Source organism: Janibacter sp. DB-40 (assembly GCF_029510815.1).
In the GTDB taxonomy this organism is placed as follows: domain Bacteria; phylum Actinomycetota; class Actinomycetes; order Actinomycetales; family Dermatophilaceae; genus Janibacter.
This window is the reverse complement of sequence record NZ_CP120360.1, coordinates 1,466,240-1,482,079: the sequence shown is the minus strand read 5'-3', so window position 1 is coordinate 1,482,079 and position 15,840 is coordinate 1,466,240. Positions and strand designations below refer to the sequence as shown.

The window sequence follows — 15,840 nt, the reverse complement described above, 5'->3', positions numbered from 1 at the left end:
GGGGGTCGGCGTCAGGAGCGCATCGCGCCCAGGCGGGCGAGCAGCAGCGCCTCCGCGACGCACACGTTCTCGAACTCACCCAGGTGCAGCGACTCGTTCGCGCCGTGGGCGCGGGTGTCGGGGTCCTCGACGCCGGTGACGAGGATGGCCGCGTCGGGGAACTTCTCCGCGAAGGCCTGCACGAAGGGGATCGACCCCCCGATGCCGACATCGACCGGGTCCGTGCCCCAGGCGTCGGCGAAGGCAGCCCGGGCCTGGTCGTAGACCGGCCCCTGCGCGTCGGCGGCGAAGCCCCAGCCCTGCTCGTCGAGCTCGACCTCGACCGTCGCGCCCCAGGGGGCGTAGTCGGCTAGGTGCTCCTGCAGTGCGGTCCACGCCTCCTGCGGGTCCTGGGTCGGGTTGAGGCGCAGGTTGATCTTGGCGCTCGCGCTGGCGTTGAGGACGTTGCCCGCGTCATCGACCGAGGGCGCGTCGATGCCGATGACGACGGCGGCCGGCTTGGTCCACAGCCGGGAGGGGATCGAGCCGGTGCCGATGAGCTCGGTGCCCTCCAGCAGGCCGGACTCCTCGCGCAGGCGGGCCTCGTCGTAGTCGATCTCCGGGGCGTCGGTGTGCACCAGTCCCTCGATCGCGACATCGCCCTGGTCGTCGTGGAGCGTCGCCAACAGGCGGCACAGCGTCGTGATCGCGTCGGGGCAGGCTCCGCCGAACATCCCCGAGTGCACCCCGTGGTCGAGGGTGCGCACGGTGACCACGGCGCGAAGGGAGCCGCGCAGGGTGGTCGTGAGCGCGGGGGTCCCGATGGCCCAGTTGAGCGAGTCGGCGAGGACGATCGCGTCCGAGGTCAGCTTGTCGCCGTGGCGCTCGAGGATCCGCGGCAGCGACTCACTGGCGATCTCCTCCTCGCCCTCGACGAAGACGGTGACGCCGACGGGCAGCTCGCCCGAGTGGGCCCGCAGCGCCGCGACGTGCGCCATGACCCCGGCCTTGTCGTCGGCCGCGCCACGGCCGTAGAGGCGCCCGTCGACCTCGGTCGGCTCGAAGGGGTCGGTGTCCCAGTCCGCCCGGTCACCGGGGGGCTGCACGTCGTGGTGGGCGTAGAGCAGGACGGTGGGCGCGCCCTCCGGTCCGGCGACGTGGCCGATGACGGCCGGGCGCCCCCCTTCCTCCACGATCTCGACGTCGAGGCCCTCCGCGCGCAGCAGCTGCGCGGTGCGCTCGGCGGAGGCCCGAACGTGGGTCTGGTCGAAGGAGTCGAGGCTGACGCTCGGGATCCGGGTGAGGTCCTCCAGGTCGGCGCGCACCTGCGGCATCAGCGCGCGGACGCGGGCGCGCAGGGTCTCGATCTGGTCGGCGGTGAGAGTGGTGTCGGTCACGCGAGCGACCGTATCGCGAGCCGACGCGCGCATGCACCGGGGACGGGCGGGTACCGCTGGGATGCACCCGACACGAGGAGGAGCGATGGCTGCCGAGAGCCGCACCACGGTCGACCACGACGAGATCCGCACCTGGGTGGAGCGGCACGACGGCGTCCCGGCCCGCGTCGTCGGGACCGAGTCGCAGGAGGGGGTCGGCGTGCTGCGCATCGACTTCCCCGGCGGTGCCACCGAGGACGAGCTGGAGCAGATGTCCTGGGACGACTGGTTCGCGGCCTTCGAGGACGACCGGCTCGCCTTCCTCTACCAGCCGCCCCGGGACGACGGCGAGGACACCACCTTCGTCAAGCTCGTCGATCGCTGATCCGCCGCGACCGTCGCGGGGGCGCCCGGCTCCCCGGCGACCGGGGTCGGCGCCGGTGCGCCTAGAGTGCACCTCGTGTTCGGACGCAAGAAGGATGACCAGCCCGCGGTGACGGATGAGCGACCCCACCGCGAGGGGGCGAAGAACCGCCCGACCCCCAAGCGCAGGGACCAGGAGGCGGCGCGCAAGCGACCCCTGGTGCAGAACGACCGCAAGGCCGCCAAGGCCGCCGACCGGGCGGCCCGTCGCGCCGAGGGCCAGAAGGTGCGCCAGGCGATGGTCACCGGCGACGACCGGCACCTGCCCCCGCGCGACAAGGGACCGGTCCGCCGGTACGCCCGCGACGTCGTCGACGCGCGCTGGAGCCTGGGTGAGCTGCTGCTGCCGCTGATGCTCGCGGTCCTCGTCCTCAGCCTCTTCGCCGGCACGTGGGCGACCTTCGTCTTCCTCGCCGTCTACGTGCTGATCATCGTCGCGATCCTCGACGCCTGGCTCCTGTGGCGCCGCACCAAGCCGAAGATCCGCGAGCGCTTCGGTGAGGACGCCGAGCTGCGCGGCGTCGGGATGTACCAGGCGATGCGCGCCTTCCAGATGCGCCGCACCCGCCTGCCGAAGCCGAAGGTCGAGCGGGGCGCCAAGGTCTGAGCGGGCCCGCGCACGGCGTCGCGGGCTGTCGTGCGCGACCTCGCCGCCGCGTCGACGCCGATGACCTCTGCCCGTGGTCACATCGGCAGGACGGCCTCGACGCGACCACCCGCGGACGAGGGCCCGGTGGTGAGCGTGCCGCCGAGGTCGACGGCCCGGTCGTGCATCGACGACAGACCGACGCCCGCCGTCCACCGCGGGGCCGCGCCGTCGATGCGCAGTCGAGCGCCGTCCCCGTCGCGCACCGACACCCGAAGGGCCGATCCGTCGATCCGCAGTGACACGGTGGCCTCGGGACTTGCCGTGTGGCGCCCGACATTCGTGAGCGCTTCGACGACGATGCGGTAGGCCGCGTCCTCGACGGCTGCCGGGAGTGTCGGCAGGTCGACCGCGGCGTCCACCGACACCTTCAGCGGCGCACCGCGGGCGGTGCGCAGCGCGACGCAGTGCTGCCGCAGGGCGCCGACCAGACCCAGTTCGTCGAGCGCGGGTGGACGCATGGCATAGACCAGCCCGCGGATGTCCTCGATCGCGGTGACCATCTCGGCTCGCAGCATCCGAAGCAGTTCGTCGGCGCCGTCAGGATCCGTGTGCACGAGATTTCGGGCGGCGTCGGAGGTGAAGGCGATGCCCGACAGCCGGGGGCCCAGTCCGTCGTGCAGGTCGCGCCTCAGGCGTCGACGCTCCTCTGCGATGGCGGCGACGGTCTCCTCGCGGGAGGCGTGGAGCTCTGCCACGAGGGCGCGTACCCGCAGCGCCTGCGCGAGCAGCGGGGCCGCCAGGTCGAGCACCTGCTCATCACCCCGCGACAACGACAGGTCTCCAGCCCGCAGACCCACCACGAGCTCGGCATCACGGGCCACGCGGAGCCTGTGGGTATGGGGCGTGGCCTGCCCGGACGAGAGGAGTTCCCGACGTGACGGGGCTTGGAGGACGGTCCCGGGAAGGATGGTCCTGTTGCCGGCATCACGAGGCGGTGCACGGTGGTCTCGTCCCACCCACCCGGCACCAAGGAGTCATCATGAGTCAGCTGTCCAGCCGCCAGAGGATCGGGCTGGTCCTCGCCGGACTGCTCCTCCTCACCACCGTTCCCAGCGTCCTCATGCCGACTCCCGAGGGGGAGGTGGGCCCGCCCTTCGCGGTCCTGGTCCTCTCCACCGTCGTCGGCATCATCGGCGTCGCCGCCGTCGTGCTCGCGTGGCGTGGTAACGCAGCAGCCCTGCGGGTCGTGGCCGGCGCGGTCATCATCCCGACGCTCACGGCGATCCCGGCGTTCTTCGTCGACGTGCCCCCCTGGGTGCGCCTGATGGTCGCAGCCTCGGTCCTTCTCGCGGTCGCGTCCGTCGTGCTCATGTTCTCGAGCGCTCACCGGCCTGCGCCGGTGCTGGACTGAGGATCGGTCATGGTCGGCATCGTCACGATCCTGCTGGCGCTTCCGCTGGGCTTCCTGCTCGGGTCCCTGCTGGTCGCCAACCTCACCTACGCACTGGCCTACCTGTGGGCCTTCGTCTTCCAGACGCTCTACCTGCTCCTCCCGTCACTCGACGGCACCACCGGACTGACCTTCGAGGCTGGAGTCTTCCCGTGGAGCTACGGGCTGGTCACCCTCACGATCCTCGTCGTCGGCTTCGGGCTGGTCGCCCTCGGGCACCGACTGCGCCTCAGGTACCGACCGGGCCGGGGCCTGACGTGATCGGCAGACGAGATGTCGACCGCAGGCACGCCGATCACCACGTGGACTCACGCTCTCGAGGCCGCGGGGTGGTCGGCGGACGCTCAGTCGGCGGACAGCGGCATCGGCCCGTAGACCACCTCGGACTCGCGCAGCAGGCTCACCTGGGCGACACCGGCACCGGCCAGGTCCTCCCACGACTCGGCGAACCATGCCTCGGCGTCGGCCTGGGTCGGGAAGGGCACGGACTGCTCGGGACGGTCGGGCAGCGCCTGGCCAGAGGCGTCCTCGAGCCGCCAGCGGTAGCTGTCGGTCATGACTTCACCTGTACGTCGACGAAGGGGGGCTTGGTCACCGTGGCAGGGACGTCGCGACCGCGCACGTCGATGACGATCTCGTCGTCCCAGGTGATGACCCGGTCGACCAGGATCAGGGCGATGCCCTGCTTGAGCGTCGGGCTGAAGGTGCCGGAGGTGACCACGCCGACCTCGTTGCCCTCGCGGTCGCGGACCGCGCAGCCGGGGCGCGGGATGCCGCGACCGGTCACCTTGGCGCCGCGCAGCAGGCGCGAGGACTTGGCCACGCGCTGGGCGACGAGCGCGTCCTTGCCCCAGAAGCGCTCCTTGTCCCAACCGACCGCCCACGCGGCGCGTGCCATGACGGGGGTGATCTCCGGGGTGAGGTCGTTGCCGTGCAGCGGGTACCCCATCTCGGTGCGCAGCGTGTCGCGCGCGCCGAGCCCGCAGGGCAGCCCCTCGTACGGCGCCATCGCCTCGACGAGCGCGTCCCACAGCTCGAGGCCGGCGGCTGCGGGGGCGATGAGCTCGTAGCCGCGCTCCCCCGTGTACCCGGTGCGGCAGACGGTGAGCTCGTGGTCGTGCCACCGGGCCGTGTCGTAGGACATGTAGTCGTGGTCGACGGGCAGGTCGAGGGCGCCGAGGACCTCGTCGCTCAGGGGGCCCTGGACGGCGAGGACGACGAAGTCCTCGTGGTGGTCCTCGACCTCGACGCCCTCGGGGGCCTCGGCGCGCAACTTGTCGACGACGGTGGCCGCGTTGGCCGCGTTGGGCATGAGGAAGAGGTCGCCGACACCACGCAGGTAGACGATGAGGTCGTCGATGACACCGCCGGCGTCGTTGCAGCACATCGTGTACTGCGCCTGGCCGGGGCCGATCCGGGTGAGGTCGTTCGTCAGCGTCGTGTTGACCAGCTCGTCCGCGCCGTCACCGCGGACGAGGACCTTGCCCAGGTGGCTGACGTCGAAGAGGCCGACCCGCTCACGCACGGCCGCGTGCTCTGCCACGACACCGCCCCCCGGGTACTCGATCGGCATCTCCCAGCCGCCGAAGTCGGCCATCTTCGCCTTGAGGGCGACGTGCCGGTCATGGATCGGTGAGGTACGCAGGGGGGAAGCTTCGCTCATGTGACGCACGCTACCGTCTCGCCCTACGGGATAGCCTCCCTGTTGGCACGACCACCAAGACACGACCGAAAGGTTCCCCCGACGTGACCACGTTGATGCTCGGCACTCGCTCCTACTCCGCCTGGTCCGGCCGATCCCTGGTGATCGGCGTCGTCGGCTCCGGGGACGAGGTGGCCGTGCGTGCCTCGTCCGCCCTGCCGAAGACCGCCGCCAAGCACCTGGACGCCGTCCTGCCCTCGCTCTCCGTCGACGCCAAGGTCGCCAGCACGACCGTCGTCCCGGCCGTCCCCGGACTCAAGGCGGACGCCGTCGTCCTCGTCGGCCTCGGGAAGGACACCGCGGCGGACGGGGGCCGGCCCGGCTCGGACTCCCTTCGTCGTGCTGCCGGTGCGGCCGTGCGGACCGCCGGCAAGGGCTCCGTGGCGATCGCCCTCCCCCACGACGATGCGGCCGAGCTGGCCGCCATCGCCGAGGGTGCCGCGTCCGGCGCGTACACCTTCACCGCGCACAAGTCGACCGAGGATGAGCAGGCCGACCGGGAGATCACCGTCTTCTCCGACCTCGACCGCAAGGCCTCGCCCAAGGACGTCATCGAGCACGCCACCACCGTCTCGCGCAACGTCTCCTGGGCCCGCGACCTGGTCAACACCGCGCCCAACCTGCTCTACCCGCAGTCCTTCGCCGAGACCGTGCAGCAGGTCGCGAAGGCCTCCCCCGGCAAGCTCACCGTCAAGGTCCTCGACGAGAAGGCGCTGGCCGACGGCGGCTTCGGCGGCATCACCGGTGTCGGCCAGGGCAGCACGCGACCGCCGCGGATCGTCACCCTCTCCTACGCACCCCGCTCGAAGAAGGTCCCCCACGTCGCGCTGGTCGGCAAGGGCATCACCTTCGACACCGGTGGCGTGTGCCTCAAGCCCTCCGCGGGCATGCTGACGATGAAGTCCGACATGGCCGGCGCAGCCGCGGTGGCCGCGACCGTCGTCGCCGCTGCCGAGCTCGGTCTGCCCGTGGCCGTGACCGGCTACCTCTGCCTCGCGGAGAACATGCCCGGCGCCAACGCCCAGCGCCCCAGTGACGTCGTCACCATGCGCAACGGCACGACCGTGGAGATCCTGGACACCGACGCCGAGGGCCGCATGGTCCTCGCCGACGGCATGTGCCTGGCCGCCGAGTCCGGCCCCGACCAGATCCTCGACGTCGCCACCCTCACCGGTGCCTGCGTCGTCGCCCTCGGCCCGAAGATCTTCGGCGTCATGGGCAACGACGACACGGTCCGCCAGTCGATCACCAGCGCGGCCGAGCGCGCCGACGAGCCGAGCTGGCCCCTGCCGCTGCCGACCGACCTGCGCCCGACGCTCGACTCCGCGGTGGCCGACATCGCCCACAAAGGTGACCGCATGGGCGGCGCGCTGACGGCGGGCCTGTTCCTGCAGGAGTTCGCCAAGGACGCGAAGGGCAACACCATCCCCTGGGCGCACCTGGACATCGCCGGCCCGTCCTTCAACGAGGGCAGCCCGTGGGGCCACGTGCCCAAGGGCGGCACCGGCGTCGCCGTCGGCACCCTCCTGGAGCACATCGCCTCCCTGGCCTGACCTCCCCTCCGTCCCGGACCGGGTTCGGTCCCTCCCGCAGGACGAGGGTGGCCCTTGGCGCGACGTCCGCACGACACCGTGCACCCCTCACCCGGGTGCACGGTGCGGACGTCGGCCTGAGTCGGGCCACCCTCGTCCTGCGTCCGCTCCTCGTGCACCGACCCCTTACGCTGGGGTCCGTCCGTGACCCCGGACACAGTCCATGCAAAGGAGCACCCCGTGGCCGACCCCACGACCTCGACCTCGTCCCCCTTCGACCTCGTCATCCTCGGCGCCGGCAGCGGCGGCTATGCCTGCGCCCTGCGCGCGGCCCAGCTCGACCTGAAGGTCGCTCTCGTGGAGGAGGACAAGATCGGCGGGACCTGCCTGCACCGCGGGTGCATCCCGACGAAGGCGCTGCTGCACGCGGCCGAGATCGCCGACGGGGCACGCAACGGGGCCGCGCACGGGGTGCGCACCACCTTCGAGGGGATCGACACTGAGGCGCTGCACGCCCGCAAGGACAAGATCGTCGGGCAGCTGTACAAGGGTCTGACCGGCCTCATCGGGCAGGCCGACATCGAGGTCGTCACGGGCCGGGGGCGCCTCGTGGACGCCCACACCGTCTCCGTCGAGACCTCGGAGGGAACCCGTGAGGTCACCGGGACGACGGTGGTGCTGGCCACCGGCTCCTACGCGAAGACCATCCCCGGCATCGAGCTCGGACCGCGGGTGATGACGAGCGACCGGGCGATGAGTCTCGCCGAGATCCCGCAGCGGGTGGCCGTCCTCGGTGGCGGGGTCATCGGCGTGGAGTTCGCCTCGATGCTGCGCAGTTTCGGCGCCGAGGTGACGATCGTCGAGGCGCTCGACCGAATCGTCGCCGGCGAGGAGCCGGCGATCTCCAAGCAGCTCACCCGCGAGTTCAAGAAGCGCAAGATCAAGACCCTCACCTCCACCAAGGTCTCCTCGGTCGACGCCGACGACTCACGCGCCGTCGTCCACCTCGAGGAGGGCGACCCGCTGGAGGTCGACCTCGTCCTCGTCGCCGTCGGGCGCGGTCCGCGCAGCGAGGGCACCGGCCTGGAGGACGCCGGGGTCGCGACCGAGCGTGGCTTCGTGCCCACCGACGAGCGGCTGCGCACGAATGTCGACGGCGTGCGCGCGGTCGGTGACCTCGTCCCGGGACCGCAGCTGGCCCACCGCGGCTTCGCCCACGGCATCTTCGTCGCCGAGGACGTCGCCGGCCTCGAGCCCGCGCCGGTCGAGGACGTGACCGTCCCCAAGGTCACCTACAGCGACCCGGAGATCGCCTCGGTCGGGCTCACCGCGGACGGTGCGAAGGGGGTTCTGGGCGAGGGCCGCGAGGTGGAGACGGTCACGTATCCCTTGGGCGGCAACGGCCGCAGCCTCATCCGGGGCGCCAGCGGATCGGTCACCCTGGTGCGCGAGAAGGACGGCCCGGTGCTCGGTGTGCACATGATCGGCCTCGGCGTCAGCGAGCTGATCAGCGAGGCCCAGCTGGCCGTCGGGTGGGAGGCCCACCCGGAGGACATCACCCCGCTGGTGCACGCCCACCCCACCCAGAGCGAGGCGCTCGGCGAAGCCGCCATGCTCGCCGCTGGACGACCGCTGCACGCGCACGCATAGGCTGTACGGCAACACACGAGCGACGCGGAGACACATGAGCACCGAGACCTGCTCCACCCACCCGGGCAGTGCCCGGGTGCGGGTGCGTCGGGCCGCGGTCCGCCCCGTCCTGCGGCGACGTCGGGATCGGGCCGATACATGGCGAGCCCGTGAACCATCTGGACAAGGACTCATGAGAGTCTGTGACGTATCCCATCTCGATAGAAGGAGCAGAGGCGCATGTCTGAGCGGGTGACCATGCCGGCGCTGGGTGAGTCCGTGACCGAGGGCACCGTGACGCGATGGCTCAAGAACGTCGGTGACACGGTCGAGGTGGATGAGCCTCTGCTCGAGGTCTCCACCGACAAGGTCGACACCGAGATCCCCTCGCCCGTGGCGGGGACGATCCAGGAGATCCTTGCCGAGGAGGACGACACCGTCGAGGTCGGAGCCGACCTCGCGGTCATCGGTGACGGTGACGCCCCGGCCTCGTCCGGCGACGACTCCACCGACGAGTCCGAGGACGAGGAGACCGAGTCGTCCGAGTCGGAGCCCGAGGAGTCCGCTGACGAGGAGCCCTCCGAGGAGCCCTCCGAGGAGGAGCCGGAGCAGTCCGAGTCCTCCGAGGAGTCTGAGTCCTCCGAGGAGTCCGAGGAGACGGAGTCCGCGCCCGCCGCGGAGAAGTCGTCCGGTGACGGTGGCGACGGGACGACAGTCTCGATGCCCGCGCTGGGTGAGTCGGTCACCGAGGGCACCATCTCGCGGTGGCTGAAGTCCGAGGGCGACGAGGTCGAGGTCGACGAGCCCCTGCTCGAGGTCTCCACCGACAAGGTCGACACCGAGATCCCCTCCCCCGTGGCCGGCACGCTGACCAAGATCCTCGTCGAGGAGGACCAGACCGTGGAGGTCGGCGCCGACCTCGCGATCGTCGGTGGCTCCGGTGGCGGATCCGCCCCCGCGGAGGAGCCGAAGGCCGAGGAGTCCAAGAAGGAGCCGAAGCCCGAGCCGAAGGCCGAGGAGCCCAAGAAGGAGTCCAAGCCCGAGCCGAAGGCCGAGGAGCCCAAGAAGGACTCCAAGCCCGAGCCGAAGGCCGAGGAGCCCAAGAAGGACTCCAAGCCCGAGCCGAAGGCCGAGGAGCCCAAGAAGGACTCCAAGCCCGAGCCCAAGGCCGAGGAGCCCAAGAAGGAGTCCTCGAGCGGTGGCCCCTCCGACGCCGCCGCCTACGTCACGCCGCTGGTGCGCAAGCTCGCCGCGGACAACGACATCGACCTCGCGCAGATCGAGGGCACCGGCATCGGTGGTCGCATCCGCAAGCAGGACGTCCTCGACGCCGCCAAGGCGAAGAACCAGCCGCAGGAGGCTGCTCCGGCCGAGCAGGAGGCCCCGGCCGCATCCGCGCCGGCGGCACCCGCTGACGGCGCCGCCGTCCCCGCGGGCCTGGAGTCCAACGTCCCGCAGTCCAAGCGCGGAACCCGCGAGCCGATGTCGCGCCTGCGCAAGGTCATCGCCAAGCGGATGGTGGAGTCGCTGCAGGTCAGCGCCCAGCTGACCACGGTCGTCGAGGTCGACATGACCAAGGTCTCGCGCGTCCGGGACGCCGCCAAGGCGGAGTTCCAGCGTCGCGAGGGCACGAAGTTGTCGTTCCTGCCGTTCATCGCGCTGGCGACGGCCGAGGCGCTCAAGGCGCACCCCGGTGTCAATGCCAGCGTCGAGGACGAGGAGATCGTCTACCACAAGGACGAGAACCTCTCGATCGCCGTGGACACCGAGGGCGGTCTGATCACCCCGGTGGTCAAGAACGCCGGCGACCTCAACCTCGCCGGGCTCGCCCGCGCGATCGCGGACGTCGCCGACCGCACCCGCAACAAGAAGATCACGCCGGACGACCTGGCTGGTGGCACCTTCACCATCACCAACACCGGCAGCCGCGGGGCGCTCTTCGACACGCCGATCCTCAACCAGCCGCAGGTCGGCATGCTCGGCACCGGGTCGATCGTGCGCCGTCCGGTCGTCGTCAACTCGGAGGACGGAGGCGAGACCATCGCCATCCGCTCGATGATGTACCTGGCGATGTCCTACGACCACCGGGTCGTCGACGGTGCCGATGCCGCTCGTTTCCTCGGGACCGTCAAGGCCCGTCTCGAGGAGGGCAACTTCGAGGCCTGACATGCCCACATCCCGACAGCGCGTCGCCATCACCGGTTCCTCCGGCATGATCGGCGGCGCGCTGTCGCGTTCCCTGCGCGAGCGCGGCCACGACGTCCTCCACCTCGTGCGCCGGGAACCGACCGAACCCCACGAACGTCGGTGGAACCCGGACGCGGGTCACCTCACTCCCGGAGACCTCGCGGACGTCGACACGGTCGTGCACCTGGCCGGAGCCGGTGTCGGCGACCACCGCTGGACACCGGAGTACAAGGCCACGATCCACGCGTCACGCGTCGACGGCACCGACCTGGTCTCGCGGGTGCTGGCCGAGGGCGCCGGACCGACCCGGCTGGTGACCGCATCCGGGATCGCCATCTACGGCGATCGCGGCGACGAGGTCCTCACCGAGCACTCGACGCCGGCGACGACCTTCCTGGCCGGCGTCGTGCGCGACTGGGAGGGTGCGACCACCCCGGCGAAGGACGCGGGCATCCCCGTCGCGCACGCCCGCACCGGCATCGTCCTGACCCGGACCGGCGGAGCCCTGACGCCGATGCTGCGCGTCGGCCGGCTCGGCATCGGCGGGCCACTGGGGTCGGGACGGCAGTTCATGCCGTGGATCACCCTCGCCGACACCATCGCCGCCTACACCCGACTGATCGAGGACGACTCGATCACCGGCCCGGTGAACGTCACCGCGCCGCACCCCGTGCGCCAGCGCGAGCTGGCCCGGGCACTCGGCAGACGGCTGCACCGCCCGGCCCTCGTGCCGACGCCGCGCACGGCGATCCGCGCTGCCCTCGGCGAGTTCGCCGACGAGGTGCTCGCCTCCGCCAGGATCATCCCCGAGCGGCTCCAGCAGGCCGGCTTCGAGCACGCCCACCCGCGCCTCGACGACGCGATGGACTGGCTCTTCCCCCGCGACTGACCCTCACCGCACCTCCCGCACCCGCCACGCTCCGGTGTCCCAGACGAGCACGAGCTCGACCTGCTGACCGTGCGACCCCGGATGCTGCTCCTCCCCCTCCGGGCCGGCGACGGTGTAGGCAGCGGCATCGCTGGTCATCCGCAGTACCGCGACCCGTCCCCCGGCCCGCTCCAGCTGCGCCGAGCGCACGGCCAGGTCGACACCGCGGTAGCGCGAGCCGCTGGCGGTGAGCGTCTCGATCAGCTTGCGGTCCTGCTCGGCGGCCGGGGAGCCGGGCGCGTCGAGCCGCTCGAGCACACCGGTGTCCAGGTCGCGGACCATCTGCTCCCGCAGGGCGGTCAGCTCGCGGGCCAGCTGCGTCGGCGCGGTCCGCGGGGCCGACCTGTCGGTGCGGACCCCGGTCGCCGCCTGCTCCGCGCCGTCCGCGGCCACCGTCGTCTCGTGGGTCGCCCCGCCCCTGGCGTCGCCTGCGCTCGAGAGCTGCCAGGGCACGAGGCCCACGAGGACGAGACCGATCGCAACGGCGACGACGAGACCCACCCGGGCCGATACCGATCGCTCCGCGGCGTCCCGGGCGATCGCCCGGGGTGGGCTCAGCGGGGCCTCACGTACCGCCGGCGCGCCACGCGCGCCACGCCTGCCATGCCCCACATGTGCCGCACGCCTCCCACGGGCAGCCGGTGCCGTGACGGGCCCCGGTGAGGCATGCCGGGCCGATCGCGTCGGGGCGGTCGCCCCCTTCGTCCCGGGCCGGCGCTGCCACCAGCGACGGGTCGGGGTGGGCTCGGGCGCAGCCATGAGCTCCCGCTGCCACTGCGGCACCTCGAGGGAGTCCGCGGCGGCCGACTCGCGGATGCGGCGCGTCAGGCCGCTGGCGACATCGCCGGGCGAGGTCATGCGGATCGGCTCGGCGCGTGTGGAGTCGAAGACGGCGCGGGCGACCTCGTCGGCCTCGGGCCGGGCGGGCGGGCTGCTGACGAGGCACGCCTGGATCACGCGGACCAGCTCCGGGGCGTCGGGGACGAGGACCTGCAGGTCGGCACGCTCGGTGACGTGTCCGGGCGGGGAGCCGGTCAGGCACAGCCACGCCAGCGCGCCGAGGGCGTGGACGTCGCTGCCGCGGGTGGGGTCGCCGCCCTCGAGGACCTCGGGCGCGACGTAGCCGTCGGTGCCGTGGACCTCGCCGGGTGGCTCGCCGGTGAGGCGCGAGTAGCCCAGGTCGCTCAGCGTGGGCCGCCCGGTGGAGGCGAGCAGGACGTTGCCGGGGCTGAGGTCCCCGTGGACGATGCCCAGGTCGTGCAGTCCGCCGAGGGCCCGGGCGATGGGCGCGATGATCGTGACCGTCTCCCCCGGTGTGAGGTGGCCGCGCGCTGCGACGACCTCACGCAGGCTCCCCCGGAGAGCAGCTCGAGGACCAGGGCCGTCGCCGGGCCCTCCGGCCCCTCGAGGGCGAGGACCTCGTGGAGGGTGACCACGTGGTCACCCGCCGCCTGCTGCAGCAGGGTGAACTCGCGCACCGCCTCCTCACCGGCCACACCGGACAGGACCTTCACGGCGACGAGCTCGTCGTCGGCCTCACGTCGCGCGCGCCACACCCGGGAGGTCGCGCCGGTGCCCAGGAGTGCGGTCAGGCGGTAGCCGGGAACCTCGGGCGGGATGTCGTCCATACCCCCACGATGGCCGAGAGCCCGGCCCCCACCGTGAGGTTTTCCACATACCTCCTCGGACGCGCTCGTGGAATGAATCGCCGGCAACCGGTGATGTACCACCCATGGACATTCCCACCAGCCAGCTCAACGACGGCCACTCGATCCCCCAGCTCGGTTTCGGCGTCTTCCAGGTCCCGCCCGAGGACACGGCAGAGACGGTCCGCGCCGCGCTCGAGGTCGGCTACCGGCACATCGACACCGCCCAGATGTACGGCAACGAGGAGGGCGTCGGACAGGCGATCGCGGAGAGCGGCATCCCCCGCGAGGAACTCTTCATCACCAGCAAGCTGAACAACGGCAACCACCGGCCGGCTGACGCCGAGCGCTCCTTCGAGGAGACCCTGCGCCGCCTGGGGACCGACCGGGTCGACCTCTTCCTGATCCACTGGCCGCTGCCCACGCGCTACGACGGCGACTTCGTCTCCACCTGGCGGACCCTGACCGGCTTCCGCGAGGACGGTCGCGCCCGCTCGGTGGGGGTCAGCAACTTCCAGCCCGCGCACCTCTCCCGGATCATCGACGAGACCGGCGAGGTGCCCGCGGTGAACCAGATCGAGCTGCACCCCTACTTCGGCAACGAGCAGGCGCGCAGCGCCTCCCTCGAGCACGACATCCGCATCGAGGCGTGGTCGCCCATCGCCCAGGGGAAGGTCATCGACGACGCGGTCCTGACCCGGATCGGCGAGCGCCACGGCAAGACCGCCTCCCAGGTGGCCCTACGGTGGCACCTCCAGCGCGACCACATCATCTTCCCGAAGTCGATGCGCCGGGCGCGGATGCAGGAGAACCTCGAGATCCTCGACTTCGTCCTGTCCGGGGAGGAGATGGCCGAGGTCAGCGCGCTCGACCAGGGTGCGAGCGGACGGATCGGTCCCGACCCGGACACCTTCGACGTGGTGCCCGACTGACCCTCGGTACCGAACGGTGAACACCGGCCCGGGTGGTGACCACCCGGGCCGGACGCCTGCGTCTAGCCTGCGGTCATGACGCGACACCCCACGATCCTCGCCACCTCCGGTGGTTACACCCGACCGGACCGGGGGGATCTCGCCTTCGCCGGGCTCGTCCACCACGCGGTCGAGCTGTCCGGGACGACCTCCCGGCCGAAGGTGTGCACCCTCGGCACGGCGGGCGGGGACCAGCGGTGGTTCAACGCCTTCCTCGCCCAGGCCGGGACCGCCGCCGGCTTCGACCTGACCTGCCTGGACCTCTTCCCGATGCCGAGTGTCGAGGACGTCGAGGGACACCTGATGGAGCAGGACGTCGTCTGGGTCAACGGCGGATCGGTGGCCAACCTCCTCGCGGTGTGGCGGGTGCACGAGCTCGACGTGATCTTCCGCAGGGTCTGGGAGGCGGGCGTGGTCCTCGCCGGTGTGAGCGCCGGGTCGGTGTGCTGGTACCGCGGCGGGACCACGGACTCCTTCGGGCCCGAGCTGCGGCCGGTGACCAACGGCCTCGGCCTGCTCCCCCATGACAACGGGGTGCACTACGACAGCGAGCCCCGCCGCCGTCCGACCGTGCACGCCCTCGTCGAGGACGGGACCCTCGGGGAGACGCACTGCACCGACGACGGGGTCGGTCTCGTCTACCGCGGCACCGAGCTGGTCGAGGCCGTCGCCGAGGTGGACGGCAAGGGTGCCTACATCGTGACGAAGGGGGGCGACGGCCGGGTCGTCGAGGAGCGCCTCGAACCCCGCCGCGTAGGGTGATGCCATGCGCTTCGAGGAGCTCGGCTTCGCCCCCGACACCGTGGACTACCTGACCGCCTGGGAGCACCAGAAGAGGGTGCACGCGGCGGTCGTCGCCGGTGACCTCGAGGACACGACGCTGCTGCTCGAGCACACGACGGTCTACACCGCGGGCAAGCGCACCGAGCCGCACGAGCGGCCGATGGACGGCACGCCGGTCATCGACGTCGACCGCGGCGGCAAGATCACCTGGCACGGCCCCGGCCAGCTCGTCGGCTACCCGATCGCGCACCTGCCGGGACGCCGCGACGTCATCGCCCACGTGCGCCGTCTCGAAGAGATGATGATCCGCGTCGCCGCGGACGTCGGGGTGACCGCCACGCGTGTGCCGGGCCGCTCCGGCATCTGGGTGCCCGGGACCGACGGCAGCCAGGACCGCAAGCTCGGCCAGATCGGCATCCGGGTCTCCCGGGACGTCGCGATGCACGGCTTCAGCCTCAACGTGGACTGCGACCTGTCGTGGACGCAGACGATCGTGCCGTGCGGCATCCCGGACGCGGCCGTGTCCACGCTCGCGATCGAGACGGGGCGCGACATCACCGTCGCCGACATCCTCCCTTCGGCCAAGGCGCACCTCACCGAGGTGATGACGCAGGACCTCCCCCTGACGAAGGGGGCCTGACCCCC

17 protein-coding genes are annotated in these 15,840 nt (G+C 71.8%); 11 read left to right on the top strand and 6 right to left on the bottom strand.

What is annotated here, in order from left to right; all coding sequences use genetic code 11:
• Positions 1-11: 11 nt before the first annotated feature.
• Positions 12-1,409 carry a dipeptidase gene (locus PVE36_RS06950; protein ID WP_277455485.1) on the bottom strand — a complete coding sequence of 466 codons (1,398 nt, stop codon included), beginning with the start codon at positions 1,407-1,409 and terminating at the stop codon, positions 12-14.
• A gap of 52 nt (positions 1,410-1,461) precedes the next feature.
• On the opposite strand from PVE36_RS06950, the gene PVE36_RS06945 reads away from it, so the two are divergent.
• Both PVE36_RS06945 and PVE36_RS06940 read left to right on the top strand, forming a co-directional pair.
• Complete coding sequence (locus tag PVE36_RS06945) at positions 1,462-1,740, top strand: hypothetical protein (RefSeq protein WP_277455484.1); 279 nt, start codon at positions 1,462-1,464, stop codon at positions 1,738-1,740.
• A 75-nt stretch (positions 1,741-1,815) separates the two neighbouring features.
• Positions 1,816-2,385 carry a DUF3043 domain-containing protein gene (locus PVE36_RS06940; protein WP_277455483.1) on the top strand — a complete coding sequence of 190 codons (570 nt, stop codon included), beginning with the start codon at positions 1,816-1,818 and terminating at the stop codon, positions 2,383-2,385.
• Between the two features lie 77 nt (positions 2,386-2,462).
• Here the strand turns inward: PVE36_RS06940 and PVE36_RS06935 are convergent, their stop codons facing one another.
• Positions 2,463-3,248 carry a histidine kinase gene (locus tag PVE36_RS06935; RefSeq protein ID WP_277455482.1) on the bottom strand — a complete coding sequence of 262 codons (786 nt, stop codon included), beginning with the start codon at positions 3,246-3,248 and terminating at the stop codon, positions 2,463-2,465.
• Positions 3,249-3,406: 158 nt separating this feature from the next.
• Here PVE36_RS06935 and PVE36_RS06930 point away from each other — a divergent pair, with 158 nt between their 5' ends.
• A complete protein-coding gene (locus PVE36_RS06930) occupies positions 3,407-3,778 on the top strand; it encodes a hypothetical protein (protein ID WP_277455481.1) in 372 nt (123 codons plus the stop codon).
• 9 nt (positions 3,779-3,787) lie between these two features.
• Positions 3,788-4,078, top strand: coding sequence for a hypothetical protein (locus PVE36_RS06925; RefSeq protein WP_277455480.1), 291 nt, complete (start codon positions 3,788-3,790; stop codon positions 4,076-4,078).
• 83 nt (positions 4,079-4,161) lie between these two features.
• Here the strand turns inward: PVE36_RS06925 and PVE36_RS06920 are convergent, their stop codons facing one another.
• Together PVE36_RS06920 and gcvT are read right to left on the bottom strand one after the other, a co-directional pair.
• Complete coding sequence (locus PVE36_RS06920; RefSeq protein WP_277455479.1) at positions 4,162-4,374, bottom strand: hypothetical protein; 213 nt, start codon at positions 4,372-4,374, stop codon at positions 4,162-4,164.
• A complete protein-coding gene (gene gcvT, locus PVE36_RS06915) occupies positions 4,371-5,480 on the bottom strand; it encodes a glycine cleavage system aminomethyltransferase GcvT (protein ID WP_277455478.1) in 1,110 nt (369 codons plus the stop codon). Before gcvT ends, PVE36_RS06920 begins: the two co-directional genes overlap by 4 nt.
• An 83-nt stretch (positions 5,481-5,563) precedes the next feature.
• Here gcvT and PVE36_RS06910 point away from each other — a divergent pair, with 83 nt between their 5' ends.
• From PVE36_RS06910 to PVE36_RS06895, 4 genes are all read left to right on the top strand, one after another.
• Complete coding sequence (locus tag PVE36_RS06910; RefSeq protein WP_277455476.1) at positions 5,564-7,072, top strand: leucyl aminopeptidase; 1,509 nt, start codon at positions 5,564-5,566, stop codon at positions 7,070-7,072.
• Between the two features lie 219 nt (positions 7,073-7,291).
• Positions 7,292-8,701, top strand: coding sequence for a dihydrolipoyl dehydrogenase (gene lpdA, locus PVE36_RS06905; protein WP_277455475.1), 1,410 nt, complete (start codon positions 7,292-7,294; stop codon positions 8,699-8,701).
• A 219-nt stretch (positions 8,702-8,920) separates the two neighbouring features.
• Positions 8,921-10,846, top strand: a complete 1,926-nt coding sequence (gene sucB / locus PVE36_RS06900; protein WP_277455472.1) for a 2-oxoglutarate dehydrogenase, E2 component, dihydrolipoamide succinyltransferase — start codon at positions 8,921-8,923, stop codon at positions 10,844-10,846.
• A gap of 1 nt (position 10,847) precedes the next feature.
• Positions 10,848-11,756 carry a TIGR01777 family oxidoreductase gene (locus PVE36_RS06895; RefSeq protein ID WP_277455471.1) on the top strand — a complete coding sequence of 303 codons (909 nt, stop codon included), beginning with the start codon at positions 10,848-10,850 and terminating at the stop codon, positions 11,754-11,756.
• A 3-nt stretch (positions 11,757-11,759) separates the two neighbouring features.
• Here PVE36_RS06895 and PVE36_RS06890 read toward each other — a convergent pair whose 3' ends face one another.
• The gene (locus PVE36_RS06890) at positions 11,760-12,752 is read right to left on the bottom strand and encodes a hypothetical protein (RefSeq protein ID WP_277455470.1); all 993 of its coding nucleotides are present in this window, start codon (positions 12,750-12,752) and stop codon (positions 11,760-11,762) included.
• 227 nt (positions 12,753-12,979) lie between these two features.
• The gene (locus tag PVE36_RS06885; RefSeq protein WP_277455469.1) at positions 12,980-13,423 is read right to left on the bottom strand and encodes a hypothetical protein; all 444 of its coding nucleotides are present in this window, start codon (positions 13,421-13,423) and stop codon (positions 12,980-12,982) included.
• 104 nt (positions 13,424-13,527) lie between these two features.
• Between PVE36_RS06885 and PVE36_RS06880 the strand changes: the two genes are divergently transcribed.
• The 3 genes from PVE36_RS06880 to lipB all read left to right on the top strand — a co-directional run bounded on the left by PVE36_RS06880 (position 13,528) and on the right by lipB (position 15,835).
• A complete protein-coding gene (locus PVE36_RS06880) occupies positions 13,528-14,373 on the top strand; it encodes an aldo/keto reductase (protein ID WP_277455468.1) in 846 nt (281 codons plus the stop codon).
• A gap of 75 nt (positions 14,374-14,448) precedes the next feature.
• A complete protein-coding gene (locus tag PVE36_RS06875) occupies positions 14,449-15,174 on the top strand; it encodes a peptidase E (protein WP_277455467.1) in 726 nt (241 codons plus the stop codon).
• Between the two features lie 4 nt (positions 15,175-15,178).
• Positions 15,179-15,835, top strand: a complete 657-nt coding sequence (gene lipB / locus PVE36_RS06870) for a lipoyl(octanoyl) transferase LipB (RefSeq protein WP_277455465.1) — start codon at positions 15,179-15,181, stop codon at positions 15,833-15,835.
• Positions 15,836-15,840 lie beyond the last annotated feature (5 nt).

Coding starts and splice junctions, on each gene's coding strand:
- sucB (WP_277455472.1), top strand. CDS start 8,921: ATGTCTGAGCGGGTGACCATGCCGGCGCTGGGTGAGTCCGTGACCGAG.
- PVE36_RS06925 (WP_277455480.1), top strand. CDS start 3,788: ATGGTCGGCATCGTCACGATCCTGCTGGCGCTTCCGCTGGGCTTCCTG.
- PVE36_RS06880 (WP_277455468.1), top strand. CDS start 13,528: ATGGACATTCCCACCAGCCAGCTCAACGACGGCCACTCGATCCCCCAG.
- PVE36_RS06875 (WP_277455467.1), top strand. CDS start 14,449: ATGACGCGACACCCCACGATCCTCGCCACCTCCGGTGGTTACACCCGA.
- PVE36_RS06930 (WP_277455481.1), top strand. CDS start 3,407: ATGAGTCAGCTGTCCAGCCGCCAGAGGATCGGGCTGGTCCTCGCCGGA.
- PVE36_RS06895 (WP_277455471.1), top strand. CDS start 10,848: ATGCCCACATCCCGACAGCGCGTCGCCATCACCGGTTCCTCCGGCATG.
- gcvT (WP_277455478.1), bottom strand. CDS start 5,480: ATGAGCGAAGCTTCCCCCCTGCGTACCTCACCGATCCATGACCGGCAC.
- PVE36_RS06945 (WP_277455484.1), top strand. CDS start 1,462: ATGGCTGCCGAGAGCCGCACCACGGTCGACCACGACGAGATCCGCACC.
- lipB (WP_277455465.1), top strand. CDS start 15,179: ATGCGCTTCGAGGAGCTCGGCTTCGCCCCCGACACCGTGGACTACCTG.
- PVE36_RS06920 (WP_277455479.1), bottom strand. CDS start 4,374: ATGACCGACAGCTACCGCTGGCGGCTCGAGGACGCCTCTGGCCAGGCG.
- PVE36_RS06950 (WP_277455485.1), bottom strand. CDS start 1,409: ATGCGCGCGTCGGCTCGCGATACGGTCGCTCGCGTGACCGACACCACT.
- PVE36_RS06885 (WP_277455469.1), bottom strand. CDS start 13,423: ATGGACGACATCCCGCCCGAGGTTCCCGGCTACCGCCTGACCGCACTC.